This is a genomic window from Ruegeria sp. YTSC325, from assembly GCF_059609525.1.
Genome location: NZ_JBXWLY010000010.1, coordinates 12,929 through 27,135 on the forward strand (window position 1 = coordinate 12,929; position 14,207 = coordinate 27,135).

General features: G+C 61.2%; 15 protein-coding genes. 12 read left to right on the forward strand and 3 right to left on the reverse strand.

The genetic code is table 11. From position 1 onward, the window contains the following. Window positions 1-7: 7 nt before the first annotated feature. The gene (locus tag AC2FF7_RS14775) at window positions 8-742 is read right to left on the reverse strand and encodes a Crp/Fnr family transcriptional regulator (RefSeq protein ID WP_496905851.1); all 735 of its coding nucleotides are present in this window, start codon (window positions 740-742) and stop codon (window positions 8-10) included. 151 nt (window positions 743-893) lie between these two features. Here AC2FF7_RS14775 and AC2FF7_RS14780 point away from each other — a divergent pair, with 151 nt between their 5' ends. The 12 genes from AC2FF7_RS14780 to istB all read left to right on the forward strand — a co-directional run bounded on the left by AC2FF7_RS14780 (window position 894) and on the right by istB (window position 12,447). Beyond that, window positions 894-1,130, forward strand: a complete 237-nt coding sequence (locus AC2FF7_RS14780; RefSeq protein ID WP_157707891.1) for a hypothetical protein — start codon at window positions 894-896, stop codon at window positions 1,128-1,130. A gap of 133 nt (window positions 1,131-1,263) precedes the next feature. Then, window positions 1,264-1,551, forward strand: a complete 288-nt coding sequence (locus AC2FF7_RS14785; protein WP_496905852.1) for a co-chaperone GroES — start codon at window positions 1,264-1,266, stop codon at window positions 1,549-1,551. Window positions 1,552-1,595: 44 nt separating this feature from the next. Further along, window positions 1,596-3,233, forward strand: coding sequence for a chaperonin GroEL (gene groL / locus AC2FF7_RS14790; protein WP_496905853.1), 1,638 nt, complete (start codon window positions 1,596-1,598; stop codon window positions 3,231-3,233). 105 nt (window positions 3,234-3,338) lie between these two features. Next, the gene (locus AC2FF7_RS14795) at window positions 3,339-3,473 is read left to right on the forward strand and encodes a hypothetical protein (RefSeq protein ID WP_263720905.1); all 135 of its coding nucleotides are present in this window, start codon (window positions 3,339-3,341) and stop codon (window positions 3,471-3,473) included. 287 nt (window positions 3,474-3,760) lie between these two features. After that, on the forward strand, window positions 3,761-5,071 hold the full coding sequence (gene nhaA / locus AC2FF7_RS14800) for a Na+/H+ antiporter NhaA (protein WP_496905854.1): 1,311 nt from the start codon (window positions 3,761-3,763) through the stop codon (window positions 5,069-5,071). Between the two features lie 395 nt (window positions 5,072-5,466). Continuing rightward, window positions 5,467-5,592 (forward strand): hypothetical protein, encoded by a 126-nt coding sequence (locus tag AC2FF7_RS14805; protein ID WP_268888901.1) that lies wholly within the window; start codon window positions 5,467-5,469, stop codon window positions 5,590-5,592. Window positions 5,593-5,608: 16 nt separating this feature from the next. After that, complete coding sequence (locus AC2FF7_RS14810) at window positions 5,609-5,995, forward strand: DUF302 domain-containing protein (RefSeq protein ID WP_496808648.1); 387 nt, start codon at window positions 5,609-5,611, stop codon at window positions 5,993-5,995. A gap of 1 nt (window position 5,996) precedes the next feature. After that, window positions 5,997-6,680 carry a TVP38/TMEM64 family protein gene (locus AC2FF7_RS14815; RefSeq protein WP_496808647.1) on the forward strand — a complete coding sequence of 228 codons (684 nt, stop codon included), beginning with the start codon at window positions 5,997-5,999 and terminating at the stop codon, window positions 6,678-6,680. 64 nt (window positions 6,681-6,744) lie between these two features. Then, window positions 6,745-9,078: a heavy metal translocating P-type ATPase gene (locus AC2FF7_RS14820; RefSeq protein WP_496905855.1), complete on the forward strand. Its 2,334-nt coding sequence runs from the start codon at window positions 6,745-6,747 to the stop codon at window positions 9,076-9,078. 39 nt (window positions 9,079-9,117) lie between these two features. Next, the gene (locus tag AC2FF7_RS14825; protein ID WP_496905856.1) at window positions 9,118-9,597 is read left to right on the forward strand and encodes a DUF411 domain-containing protein; all 480 of its coding nucleotides are present in this window, start codon (window positions 9,118-9,120) and stop codon (window positions 9,595-9,597) included. A gap of 622 nt (window positions 9,598-10,219) precedes the next feature. After that, on the forward strand, window positions 10,220-11,719 hold the full coding sequence (gene istA, locus AC2FF7_RS14830; RefSeq protein ID WP_496905857.1) for an IS21 family transposase: 1,500 nt from the start codon (window positions 10,220-10,222) through the stop codon (window positions 11,717-11,719). Further along, window positions 11,716-12,447, forward strand: coding sequence for an IS21-like element helper ATPase IstB (gene istB, locus AC2FF7_RS14835; protein ID WP_496905858.1), 732 nt, complete (start codon window positions 11,716-11,718; stop codon window positions 12,445-12,447). The genes istA and istB overlap by 4 nt, the downstream gene beginning before the upstream one ends. A gap of 215 nt (window positions 12,448-12,662) precedes the next feature. Here istB and AC2FF7_RS14840 read toward each other — a convergent pair whose 3' ends face one another. Both AC2FF7_RS14840 and AC2FF7_RS14845 read right to left on the reverse strand, forming a co-directional pair. Further along, window positions 12,663-13,955: a type II toxin-antitoxin system HipA family toxin gene (locus AC2FF7_RS14840; RefSeq protein ID WP_496905859.1), complete on the reverse strand. Its 1,293-nt coding sequence runs from the start codon at window positions 13,953-13,955 to the stop codon at window positions 12,663-12,665. Further along, window positions 13,955-14,200 carry a helix-turn-helix domain-containing protein gene (locus tag AC2FF7_RS14845; protein WP_025059995.1) on the reverse strand — a complete coding sequence of 82 codons (246 nt, stop codon included), beginning with the start codon at window positions 14,198-14,200 and terminating at the stop codon, window positions 13,955-13,957. Before AC2FF7_RS14845 ends, AC2FF7_RS14840 begins: the two co-directional genes overlap by 1 nt. Between the last annotated feature and the right edge of the window lie 7 nt (window positions 14,201-14,207).

The window sequence follows — 14,207 nt, forward strand, 5'->3', positions numbered from 1 at the left end:
GGCCCTCTCATTTCAGGAGCGGGCCGCTCTGATCCAGATACGCCGGATCGAACTCGGCAAGTGCCACCAGCCCCTCATAGTCGTGAAACGTCACGCGGCCGTCCCGAAAGGTCACCAGTCCGTTCTCGCGAAGCTGCCGCAGGACGCGGTTCACGTGAATCGCACTAAGCCCCAAGGCATCTGCCAGGTAATACTGGGTCAGCGGGCAATCATACCCATCCTCAGTCCCCATGCCCACCAGCGCAAGCCTCGATCCCAGCTCCAGCAGGAAATGCGCCATGCGGGCGTCAGCATCACGCCTGCCGATCCCGACGAGATGCTCCACGACCATCGCCTCGTCCCTTGACGCTGCCCAGAGTATGGCGGTCGCCAAGCGAGGGGTCCGGGCGAACGCTTCCAACAGGTCGCTCTTCAAGACTTCCGCAGCCTCGATGTCGACGATGGGTTCGAAGCTGTGGTCCGACGTGCGCAACAGGACGCTGCGCAATCCCAGAAAATCTCCTGGCACCTGGAAATCGACGATCTGCCGCGTCCCGTCGGCCTGCAGCTTGTATGAACAGACCCAACCCGCGGACAGAATATACGCGGCCTGAGCCGACTGGCCCTGATGCACCATATCACGCCCCGCGACGAAGGAACGACGACGCTGATGCAGTCGTTCAAGCACGGCCAGCTCGACCTCCGACAGGGCGACGAAGGCCGAGAGCTTGCGGGTAAGGGGGCTGTGTTCAACTGATGTCATGGGGTCTCATCGACTGTCGTGGACCAAGAGCGGAGAATCGGTCGGGACACTGCTCTGGATCAGTCCAGTATAGAGCACTTTCTGCGACAAGTACGCGTGTATTAGAGCCTCACCTTCTCTCAGGTTCACGATGCCAAGGAAGGAAACCCGGATGTCCACGGCGAGCGAACATGCAGGCCAGGCCGCCCTATCAATCTGCGAGGCGCTCCTGCTTGCCATGAACGATCGCGGGTTGCTGCCGGAACACGAGATCGTGGGGGTTCTTCGCGACGCCGCGGCGACCCATGAGAACGCGGTCGGTACCGAACTCGAAATGGAAAGGCACCGGGCCGTCGCCGAAATGATCAACACGATCATCGCTGGCGGGAACTCTGTTCGACGCCCGTGAACCGCTCGGGCGGCGGTGTCGATCCGAATTCTCGGAGTGGAGACCGAATAGGATACCGCCGACTTGCGCGCAATGCAGCTATGCATTCGACCAGGCCAGTTTCGCCAACGAAACCTCGACAAGGAGCACATTGATGTCATTCACTCCCCTCCACGACCGGGTGCTCGTTCGCCGCGTCGAAGGCGATGAGACGACGAAGGGCGGCCTCATCATTCCCGATACTGCCAAGGAGAAGCCTCAAGAAGGCGAAGTCGTCGCCGTTGGTGCCGGCGGAAGACGCGAGAACGGCGAGCGCATCCCGATGGACGTCAAAGCCGGCGACCGGATCCTCTTTGGAAAATGGTCCGGCTCAGAGATCAAACTCGATGGCGCAGATCTACTGATCATGAAGGAGAGCGACATTCTCGGCGTGATCGCCTAAGTCCGAAACCTTTCACATCAACCTCAGTCTCAGGAACTCACACCATGTCCGCCAAGGAAGTTCGCTTCAGTACCGACGCCCGCGATCGCATGCTTAAAGGCATCGACACGCTGGCAAATGCCGTCAAGATCACCCTCGGCCCCAAGGGCCGAAACGTCATTCTCGATAAATCCTGGGGTGCGCCGCGCATTACCAAGGACGGTGTGACCGTCGCCAAGGAGATCGAGCTGTCGGACCACTTCGAGAATATGGGCGCCCAGATGGTCAAGGAGGTCGCGCAGCGCACGAACGACGAGGCTGGCGACGGAACCACCACCGCAACCGTACTCGCCCATGCGATTGTCCTTGAGGGCATGAAATCGGTTGCGGCCGGCATGAACCCGATGGATCTCAAGCGCGGGATCGACAAAGCCGTCGCTGCGGTCGTGGCCGAGATCAAGACCATGTCCCGACCGGTGGGCGACAGCGACGAGATCGCCAAGGTCGGGGCCATCTCGGCCAACGGGGAAGCCGAGATCGGTCGGCAGATCGCCGACGCGATGGCCAAGGTCGGCAAGGAAGGCGTGATCACCGTCGAGGAAAACAAAGGGTTGGAGACCGAGACCGAAGTGGTCGAAGGCATGCAGTTCGACCGCGGCTATCTGAGCCCCTATTTCATCACGAATGCTCAGAAAATGATCGTCGAGCTGGATGATTGCGTCGTCTTGCTTCACGAGAAGAAGCTGACCTCTCTTGCGTCCATGGTGCCGCTGCTGGAGGCGGTCATCCAAGCCGACAAGCAGCTTCTGATCGTCGCCGAGGACATCGAGGGCGAGGCATTGGCCACCCTGGTCGTCAACAAGCTCCGTGGCGGCCTGAAAGTTGCGGCCGTCAAGGCACCCGGCTTCGGAGACCGCCGCAAGGCGATGATGGAAGACATAGCCGTGCTGACGGGCGGTCAGGTGATTTCCGTGGAAATGGGCACCAAGCTGGAGAATGTCACCATGGACATGCTCGGGTCCGCCAGAAAGGTCACAATCACCAAGGATGACACGACGATCATCGACGGTGCCGGAGCCAAGGACGCGATCGCGGCGCGCGTCAACCAGATCCGGGCGCAGATCGAGGAGACCACTTCGGACTACGACAAGGAGAAGCTGCAGGAACGGCTCGCCAAGCTTGCCGGCGGCATTGCCGTGATCCGGGTCGGCGGGGCAACTGAGATCGAGGTGAAGGAGCGCAAGGACCGCGTCGACGACGCGCTGAACGCCACCCGCGCTGCGGTTCAGGAAGGTGTCGTGCCCGGCGGCGGCGTGGCCCTGGTTCATGCCGGCAAGGTGCTGGCGACGCTGAAGGGCGAGAACGGCGATCAGAATGCCGGCATCAAGATCGTCCGGCGCGCGATCCAGGCACCATTGCGCCAGATTGCCGAAAATGCCGGGGTCGACGGATCGGTCGTTGTTGGCAAGGTCATCGAGAACGACAGCCGGAGCTTCGGTTTCGACGCGCAAGCCGAGGAGTACGTCGACATGCTGAAGGCCGGCGTTATCGATCCGACGAAAGTCGTTCGGATCGCACTGGAAAACGCCGCGTCCATTGCCGGGCTATTGATCACGACCGAGGCGATGGTCGCGCAAAAGCCCGAAAAGGGCGGCGCCGGTAACGAAATGGCCGATATGGGTGGAATGGGCGGAATGATGTGAATGGGCGGGGCCTGTGCGCAGGAGCCTCGGGACGAGAAATCACATTCCCGATGGACATGAACACCGATCTAGTCAGCACAATAATTCACAATAGGAGAAACGGAAATGACCAAAGGCAACAAGCAACGCGGCAACCGCGAAGCGAAAAAGCCTAAGAAGGTGAAGGAAAAGGTCGTTGCAACAGCCGACTTCACGAAGGGCAAAACCTTGACCAATCTAGGCGAGCACAAGAAGAAATAGGTAGAGGGCCAAGTGATTGGCTATCAGTGAATATTGGCTATCACTGAATACGGAGCCTGATGGCGGCGGGAGACGACGCGCATAACACTTTGGCAGAGCTTCCGCTGCGCAAGGCTGCACCTATGAGACGAGAAGCACCGGAGATTTCTTTCATTCGCGGGGGCCCGGACGCTTGCCGCCTGAGCCGTACGCGACGCGGCTGAGGCGCCGGCAACTGCGTCTCGTGGTCAACGCATCCGCGTTGCGATGACAAAGACTCTGTCGACCCGAAAAGGTATGCTTCTCCCGTGATCGATACTCATCAAGGCCTGCCCCACGAGGCAGCCGACAGCATAACGAAACCATTCGCACGCTTCCTGAAGATCGAAGCGGCAGCTGGTGGGCTCCTGCTCCTGGCTGTTCTGCTGGCTTTGGGGCTGGCCAACTCGCCGTGGCAAGAAGGCTTTCTGCGTTTCTGGGAGACCCCCATCGGTCTCACATTCGGCTCGTTGGATTTCACCCGCTCTCTGCGGCACTGGATCAACGACGGTCTGATGACCCTTTTCTTCTTCGTGCTTTCTCTGGAACTCAAGCGCGAGTTGGTGCTGGGCGAATTGCGAAACCCTCGACAGGCCGCCCTGCCGTTCGCAGGCGCCCTGGGTGGCATGGTCGTGCCGGTCTCTCTGTATCTTGTGCTGATGTCCGGCCAGCCCGGCATACATGGCTGGGGAACCGTGATGGCAACCGATACGGCCTTCGTGATCGGGTGCCTGGCGCTCTTCGGAAGCCGGATCCCGCCCACCTTGCGATTGTTCCTGCTGTCTCTGGCCATCTTTGACGACGTCGGCGCAATCCTTGTGGTCGCCTTCGGTTACGGTGAGGCGTTGAACTGGTCGGCTCTCGGATTGGGCTTTCTGGGGATTGGTATCGTCGCAGGCGCGTCGCGCCTCGGGATCAGAAGCGTACCGGTCTATTTCCTTCTGGGAGCGGCAGTCTGGTTATGCTTCGACGCTTCCGGCGTCCACGCGACTATTGCAGGCGTCATTCTGGGCCTGATGACGCCAACGCGCATATGGGTGAGCGATGCCCGCCTGCGTGCAATCCTTGGGCGGGTACTCGCCGTTCCGGCCGGCGATCGTCGACATGGAGATGCCGCAAGCCACCGCGACCTGCGTCAAGCCGGCAGAGCGGTCACTGAGTCGCTCTCACCAGTCGAACGGCTCGAGATGATGCTGCACCCCTGGGTCGGCTTTGCAATCATGCCGATCTTCGCACTGGCAAATGCCGGCATCAAGGTTGAGGGTGTCGATTTCGTACAACCGGTCTCGCTGGCGATCATTGTCGGCCTGGTGTTGGGAAAACCGATCGGCGTCTTCGTGTTCGGCTGGATTGCCGTACGATCCGGCCTAGCGGCACTCGCGCCGGGCTTGTCGTGGCCTTTCATTCTGGCTGGCTCTTTTCTGACTGGGATCGGTTTCACGATGTCATTGTTCATCGCAGACCTCGCATTCGACAGTTACGTCCTGAATGCGGCAAAGTTGGGTATTCTCGGCGGATCGGCGCTTTCGGCGATACTCGGCATCTCGCTTCTGATTTGGCTCACATTGCGAATGAGGTGACGAAAACACACAGCCGATGCGCTGCGCGACCTCGTTCATGTACCCTTACTATCCATCGTCGATGTCGACGCCGATCAGTTCTGAGATGCTTTTCTGCCCAATGTTGCTGCAACAGCCGACGACGCAGCGCAACGTGCAGCAACTGCCCGTAAGGAAGGGAACACGAATTGGAACGACACGGGAACCGGTATGGGCCTTGGCTGGCTCTGCGCCCTGCTGATCCTCGTACTGGTGGTCGTGGCCATAGAGGCACCGATCAAACTTCTTCGACAATAGGCGCAAGCCGGACAGGGCGCCCCGCCGTCCAGACACCGAGCCTATGTTATACTGCGCATGCAGTAGTGAGGGCTGTTTATTGGGCGACCCTTAGGGGTGCAACCTAGGAGGACGAGAAGATGAATTGGAACGACATGGGCTTCGGAATGGGTTTCGGGATGGGGTTTGGCTGGCTGTTCGGCCTGTTGATCCTTGTGCTGGTGGTTTTGGCCATAGCGGCGCTGATCAAATATCTTCGGAAATAGGAAAAAGGACTTCGCAATGACCTACACGATCAATCGCGTGATCTCCGGCGCAGGTATCGACGACATTGACTCTCGTGCGCGCAAGGCGCTGGCGGATCAGGGTTTCGGCGTTCTGACCGAAATCGACGTCAAGGCGACGATGAAGAAGAAGCTGGATGTCGAGATGCCGGCCTATCGCATCCTCGGAGCCTGCAATCCGAAGATGGCGCATCACGCCATCGGGATCGAGCCGCGTGTGGGTGCGATGCTGCCGTGCAACGTCATCCTGCGCGAGGTCGAGGATGCCGTCGAGGTCAGCGCCATCGACCCGGTTGCGTCGATGCAGGCGATCGAGAACAGCGAATTTACGGCTGTTGCGGGCCAGGTCCGAGACCTTCTCGCGAAGGCCGTTGCCTCGATCTGAGGTGGGGTTGCGCGCAATCATCCTCGTGGTGATGGCGATCCTCGGGATCGCCGTGCTCGGTGCCTGGCTTTTCGCGCCTTCTGCTTTTGACCAGGCACGCGGCCTGATGGGCGGCGAGCGTCTGGAAATGCTGGTGGCGCGCGCCGGGATCTGGGGGCCGGTCCTCATCGTCACGCTTATGACCCTCGCGGTTGTAGCCAGTCCGATCCCGAGCGCGCCGATCGCGTTGGCCGCCGGTGCGGCCTACGGGCATGTTTGGGGAACGGTTCTGGTCGTGATCGGCGCGGAACTCGGAGCACTGATCGCGTTCGGCCTCGCACGGATTCTGGGGCATGATATCCTGCGGCGGGTCTTTGGTGACCGCGTCGATGCCGGGCTGCTCGGCTCGCAGACCGCGTTGACGGCGACGGTTTTCGCCAGCCGCCTGATGCCCTTCGTGTCCTTCGACATGATCAGCTACGCTGCGGGGCTCAGCCGCCTGCACGCCTGGCGGTTCGCCCTCGCGACGCTGGCCGGCATCATTCCGGCAAGCTTCCTGCTCGCCCATTTCGGGGGTGAGGCGGTCAGCGGAGACTTTGAGCGAGCGACCTGGGCAGTGCTCGGTCTCGGCCTCGTGACGGGCTTACCGCTGCTCTGGGTGGCGATGCGGAGTAAGCCTGAAGAGTGCGTTCCCGACCAAGATTGAAAAGGGCTTGACCTTCAAACCGCTGGAGGTCGCAAGCTGAGAAAAAACCGAAAGGCCGACAACCATGGAACACGATCACAACCACGCGTCGCCCGACGTGCCTTCGGTGGCCGAGACGGCGAAGGACCCGGTCTGCGGGATGACGGTTGCAGTCAGGCCCGATGGACGTCACGCCGAGTTCCAGGGCGAGCCCTTCCATTTTTGTTCGGAGAAATGCCAGACGAAGTTCACGGCGGATCCGTGGTTCTATGCCTCGGGAAGGGCCGCCGGACAAAAGAAGGCCGCACCGGCCAACGTCCAGTACACCTGTCCGATGCACCCCGAGATTGTTCGGGATGCGCCGGGGTCATGCCCGATCTGCGGCATGGCGTTGGAACCGATGGTGCCCTCCGACGAGCCCAGCGAGGAGCTGACAGACTTCACACGCCGGATGTGGATCTCGGCTGCCGCCGCGGTGCCGCTTATTATCCTGACGATGGGTGAACTGGTGGCGCTGCCGGTGCGCGACTGGATCGGGCACCGGGTTGCGGGCTATCTGGAATTCCTGCTGGCAACACCGATCGTGCTGTGGGCGGCGCTGCCGTTCTTCAAGCGCGGCTGGGACTCGATCGTGAACCGAAGCCCGAACATGTGGACGCTGATCAGCATCGGCGTGGCGGCGGCCTACCTCTACTCGATTGTCGCCACCTTCCTGCCAGGCGTCTTTCCGGAACAGTATCGGATGGGGCACGGCGTGGGGACGTATTTCGAGGCGGCGGTTGTGATCGTGACACTAGTCTTCGTGGGCCAGGTTCTCGAACTGCGCGCACGCGAGCGCACCGGGGATGCGATCCGCGCGCTCCTCGATCTCGCCCCAAAGACGGCGCGGCGTATCCTGCCAGACGGTACCGAATACGACGCGCCGCTGGAAAACATCATGGAGGGAGACCGGCTGCGCGTGCGACCCGGTGATGCGGTCCCGGTCGATGGGACGGTGATCGAGGGCCGGTCGTCGCTTGACGAGAGTATGCTGACGGGTGAGTCGATGCCCGTCGAGAAAGGCCCGGGCGATGCGGTGACCGGAGCGACGATCAACAAGAATGGCTCTCTGGTTATGGAGGCGGGAAAGGTCGGATCCGACACCGTGCTGGCGCAGATCGTCGCGATGGTGTCGAACGCGCGCCGCTCGCGCGCGCCGATCCAGGGTCTGGCTGACCGGGTGTCGGCGGTATTCGTGCCGACCGTGGTCGCCATAGCCGTCGTCGCCTTCATCGTCTGGCTGACCGTCGGCCCCGAACCTGCGCTGGTCTTCGCGATCGCTTCGGCGGTGTCCGTCCTGATCATCGCCTGCCCGTGCGCGCTTGGGCTGGCCACGCCGATCTCGATCACAACGGCAGCAGGACGCGGGGCACAGGCGGGCGTACTGATCAAGGACGCCGAGGCGCTGGAACGCATGGCGGCCGTCGATACGCTCATCGTGGACAAGACCGGCACTCTGACCTTGGGCAAGCCGAAGCTGACTGACACCGTGGCGCTGGCGGACGTTCCCGAGGCCGCCCTGCTGTCGCTGGCGGCGGCGCTGGAGCGCGGTTCGGAACACCCACTAGCCGAGGCGATCCTCGAGGGGGCAGAAGCACAAGGGGCCCCGCGGGAGGAAGCCACAGACTTCGATGCTGTCACCGGCAAGGGCGTGCGCGGCATGGTCGGCGGCTGTGCCGTGGCGCTCGGCAACGCGGCAATGATGAGGGAGATGGGTCTGGACACGAGCGCAGCCGAGGCGAAGGCCGACACCCTGCGCGCCGAGGGCAAGACGGCGATGTTCGTCGCTCTCGATGGCGCGCTCGTCGGAATCGTGGCGGTCGCTGACCCGATCAAGGACAGCACCGAGCAGGCGATCCGCGAACTTCATGCCCAGGGTCTGCGGGTCATTATGGCGACCGGCGATAACGAGCGCACGGCGCAGGCGGTGGCGGGCAAACTCGGGATCGACGAGGTGCGCTCGGGCGTGCTGCCCGAAGCCAAGAAAGACCTGATCGACCAGTTTCGTCGAGAGGGCCACAAGATCGCGATGGCGGGCGACGGGGTGAACGACGCGCCCGCGCTGGCCGCCGCGGATGTCGGCATCGCCATGGGCACGGGCGCGGATGTGGCGATGGAAAGCGCCGGAATCACCTTGCTGGGCGGTGACCTGATGGGCATCGTCCGGGCGCGCAAGCTCGCGCGCGCCACCCTGCGCAACATCAAGCAGAACCTGTTCTTCGCCTTCGCCTACAACGCCCTTGGCGTCCCCATCGCAGCCGGGTTGCTCTACCCTGTCACCGGACTTCTCCTCTCGCCGATGATCGCGGCGGCGGCCATGAGCCTGTCCTCCGTCTCGGTGATCACCAACGCCCTACGGCTCAGGCGGGTCGATCTCTGACCCGCGCGTCCAAACATGGCACCTCGAAAGGAAAATCCGATGAACCAAGACACTTTTTCCCGCCGCACGCTCCTGGTCGGCGGAGCTGCACTGGCGGCTGCGCCGCCCTTGAGAGCCCTGGCGCAAGGCGCCGGGCCGGCGATCCACGTGATGGAAGACCCCAGCTGCGGCTGCTGCTCGGCCTGGATCGGGATCCTCGAAAACGACGGTTTCATCGTCACGACCGAAGCGAGCGCCGGTACGCTTCTGATGCGCTACAAGCTGGACAACGGCATCCCGCAGGAGATGGTCTTCTGCCATACGGGTCGCGTGAATGGCTACATGATCGAGCGCCACGTCCCTGTTGCCGACATTCGCCGTCTGCTGGTGGAACGCCCCGACGCGGTGGGCCTCGCAGTGCCCGGCATGCCCTACGGCTCGCCCGGGATGGGGCCGGAAAGCGAGCGCGAGGCCTATGACGTGTTCCTGATCCAGCGCGACGGATCGACCGAGGTGTTCACCTGCTACGCTGCCGCGTGACCTTGAAGCTGCGATTCCGCTTCTGATCACGGACGAGAACACAGGCGCGCCTGCTCCCGCATCACGGCGTAGTCGCTCAGAATCTCGGCGTTGGCGGATCCGTCCGGCAGCAAAGCCAACTCCTTGGTCATTGCTCGTCCCCGATGAACACTATGAGGCCCCGAAGAGCCCAATCTCTGCCAGCGCATCGAAATACCCGCTACGCAGTGCGAAATCAAGCGATCTAAACATGAACACACACTGCACACGACACCGCGCAAGCCACTGATATTCTACCGGAATTGCCACCATCCATCACTGAACAGGCGCATAGCACGTCTTCGAACGACCGCTTCGAACCGGACTACAGACCTTGGTGCAGAGCGCAGCATTCGGTAGTATGGGCTCTCACTTAGCCTTCGCTGCAATCCACCTTAAGGTCCGCATTGCCGCCCATCACATGGAAAACCCGCTGCATCGAATAGAGTGGGGCCTCTGCGACCTAACAATTGCGGCGTTCCCTGGATCTGTGAATCGGCATGCAAAACTGACCCACTTGGGTGGGTTATGAGCGAGTAAAATTGACCCACCTGTTTCGTTAACATCCGCGCTTCAAATGCGGAGGAAAGAGCAGGTGTTATTGATGGAAAGTGTGTCGAAGATCCGACGATGGGTATTGGTTGAAGGGCGCAGCATCCGGTCTGTTGCACGGTCGACGGGACTGTCGCGCAACACGATCAAGAAGTATCTGAAGGATGACAGCCCACCGAGCTACCAACGGCAGGCTCCGCCGGTGCGGCACAAGCTGTGCGACGGGTTTGATCTGCGGCTTCAGGAACTGTTCGAGCAAGATTTGAAGCGACCACGTCGGGAGCGGCGGACAGCCCAGAAGCTCTATGAGCAACTCGTAACGGAGGGCTACACCGGGTCTTATTCTCCGGTTCAGCGCTTTGTGCGCAACCTGAAGCGGGCTGGCACTGGTTCGCGCGAAGCGTTTATTCCACTGCATTTTGCGGCAGGTGACGCGCTGCAATTTGACTGGAGCGAAGAACGGGTTGTGCTGGGCGGCGTCGAACAGAAGATCAAGGTTGCCCATTTCCGCCTGTGCCACAGCCGCAAGCCCTTTGTCGTGGCCTACCCCTGCGAAGCCCAGGAGATGGTGCTGGATGCTTTTGTGCAGGCGCTGTCTTTCTACGGTGGCGTGCCGCGCCGGGTGATCATCGGCAACCCCAAGACCATGGTGACCTATGTGTCCCGCTCGAAGGACCGCATCTTCCATCCCCGGTTCCTGGCCTTGATGAACCACTATGTGATGGAGCCGGTGGCCTGCACGCGCGCTGCGGGCTGGGAGAAGGGACAGGTCGAGAACCAGGTCCAGTTCTTGCGGGGCCGGTTGTTTGTGCCCAAGCCCGCTTTTGATGATCTCGATGCGCTGAACGATTGGCTGCGTCTGCGTTGCGAGGAACTGGCCGAGCGTCCCCATCCCGAGCAGCAGAATCGCACGATTGCCGAAGTGTTCGAAGACGAACGCGCCGAGCTGCGCCCTCTGGGCCGGGCATTTGATGGCTACGTGGAGAAGACCGTCCGTGTCCGCTCCACCTGCCTGGTTCAATATGCGTCCAACCGCTACAGCGTGCCCTCCCGGTTCGCTGGACAGCACGTCTCCCTGCGCGCCTATGCTGGCCGGATCGTGCTGGTATCCGGTCAGGATGTCATTGCCGAGCACAAGCGGCGCTTCACCCGCAATGTCAGCTATTTTGAGCCATGGCACTATGTCCCCTTGCTGGACCGCAAGCCGGGTGCCCTACGTGACGGCGCGCCCTTCGTGGGTTGGCAATTGCCCGAGGCCATGCACCGGATCAGGGAACATTACATGGCTGGCAAAGGCGGCGACCGGGAGTTTGTCGATCTGCTCCTGCTGGCGCAGGATCACGGGATCGAGGTGGTCGAGATGGCCTGCGACATGGCGGTGGCGCAAAACACCCTGCGCCTGCCTACCATCATCAACCTGATCAACCAGTTGGTGGAACCGGTCATCACGCCGCTCAGCGAAGCCTATGCCTATCCGCAGCTGACATTGCGGCCCGAGGCCGATTGCAAGCGCTACGAGATGTTGTGCTCGACTGAGGAGGCTGCTGCATGAACGCCCTCATCGACCAACTGACCGCCCTGAGGCTGCACGGGATGGCAGCTTGCGCCCATGATTTGCTGTCCGCGCGCAAGCCACCAAGTCTGACCACAGCGATAAAGCAACTGATCGACGCCGAGACTGTAGAGCGGCGGGTGCGCTCCATCCAGTATCAAATGAGGATTGCGAAGTTCCCCCACCACAAGGACTTCGCCACCTTCGATTATGGCGCGGCCACAATCACCCAGACCCAGATCGACCCTTTTTGCACAGGCCAGTTCACCGAGGAGGCGCACAACCTCATTTTGGTGGGTGGAACAGGCACGGGCAAAACCCATATCGCCATCGCGCTTGGAACGACGCTTATCAATAACGGCAAGAAGGCGCGCTTCTTCAATGCTGTCGATCTGATCAATGCCCTGATCAAGGAACAGGCCGAGGGAAATGCCGGAAAGATCATCCGACAGCTCTCGGCCTTGGATTGCGTCATCATCGACGAGCTGGGCTACATTCCGTTCCCCAAGTCCGGCGGCGCGCTGCTCTTCCATCTGATCAGCAAGCTCTACGAGCAGACCAGTGTCATCATCACGACCAATCTGGAGTTCGGGGAATGGGTCTCGGTCTTCGGTGACGCCAAGATGACAACCGCGCTCCTGGATCGCGTCACGCATCACTGCGCGATCATCGAAACCGGTAATACATCGTACCGGTTCGCCCAGAGCAAACACCGCACGAAAAAGTAAACGTTCCGCAAGCAAAGCCCCCAGACGGACTCGCTATATGAGGGCGGCCCGACTGGGGGCTTTGAGCCACAAACGGTGGGTCAAATTTAAACGCTGAAACCGGGTCAGTTTTAAACGCTCATTGACACCCTGGATCCACATACGTGTTGTTGCAGGAACTCGGCCTGCCACTCGATATGATCTACCGACCATAAAGCGGAAATATGATCTGCGGATCATAAGGCATCAAAGGCAGCTGAGCGACGTCGTGCGCCAGCAACAATGGCTTCGGCCAATGGCTGCGGGAACCCATCCGGCAAGTCTGCAAGTGTCTTGTCCAAGGCGGGTTCAAGCTCCGTCGCGATGTTCGACAAGACCTCTTCCGCCAGCGCCACACCAAAACCAGCCGCCTTTGCAGCCTGCGGGAAATGGCGCGGCACCACCTCGTTGATCCGATAGTGCCCGTCGACCGCCATCGCGAGACGCATCCGGTTTTGGCGAATTTGACCGTCATCCACGGCTTTTTGTGCGCTCAGCACGTCATAAAGCGGGGTCAAAAGGAAACCGCCAGGGCGCAATGCAATACTGAAATTCTTCGCATGCCCATCTGTCGCCCCCAACAGCCAAAACAGCACCTGCGCGCGGAAGAAGGCGCGTTGATCTGCCTCGGGGTCATCACTGCCCGCCAGCAACCCGATCCCTTCGGTGATCCCAGGCCCACCATCCATTTGGTATTTCTGACTGGGCGGGACTGAGAGCGCTTGGCAAAAGTCTTCCTGCGGGAGGCGGATCAAGCGGCCATCCTTGGTCCAGCGCCGGTCGAACCGGGTCACGACAAGGCTCCGCACGTCCTCGAAGTCGGCAATCTCGACCTCCGCGATATCCATGCCCATGGCACGGCAAACGCTCATGCAGAAAAATTCGTTCTCAACACTGTCAGACAAATCGATCCCTGCGGGCAGAACGCCAAGCTGCGTCTTGAGGATATGGGTCGTTGGGGTGAGCCCCGATGGACGGATCCAAGCGCCCTCGTGGCGTAGCAGCGCCGTTTTCTCCTGCGCCCCTGCGATAGAAATGCGGAAGTCGTCTTCCTCGTCTAAGCCAAGGGGGGCACTTGCGAGGTTGCGTAACATATCCGCAATCTGTGCCTCGGAAACGGGCTCTCCCTCGAGTGCGCCAACCTCGGGGATCTCACCCGAAACGAACTGCAAGGCCCCCACACAATCGCGGCCGATCTTCTCCAGCATGTGCCACGCGTCCGTGCCGCCCGCACGCACCCGGGCAGCGACGCGCTCACGTATCGCCTGATTGTCCGGAAGCAGGTTTTCGAGGTAGGCAATGACAGGGCCGCCTTGGTGCGCCTCTTCGCGCAAAGGCAGTGATAACGAGATGGGCATGGCATGTTCCCACGACAGCCAGTCCGGATCATAGGTGAAGCTGATTGCGCCTGAACCAGCGAGACGCAAAGCCCCCACCAACCGTCCGTTCAGAAGCACCTGCATCGCGCCGCTACGCCCGCGTTTCGCCATCAGAAGATATCCTCAATCTCAAGCGAGCCACCGCGCTCCACCAATCGGAACTCAAGCCCAAGTGCCGCCATGACAGCGAGCACCGTGGCGAGCTTGGCTCCCGCGTCGCCATTCTCCAGCGACGAAATCGTCGCGACGCGCAAATTCGTGCGCGCACTGATATCGCTTTGGGTCCAGCCGCGCGCTTTGCGCGTCCGGCGAAGTGCCTCTCCGATTTGCTCGGCCGTTCGTGCTGTGAGATCCATGATGTGG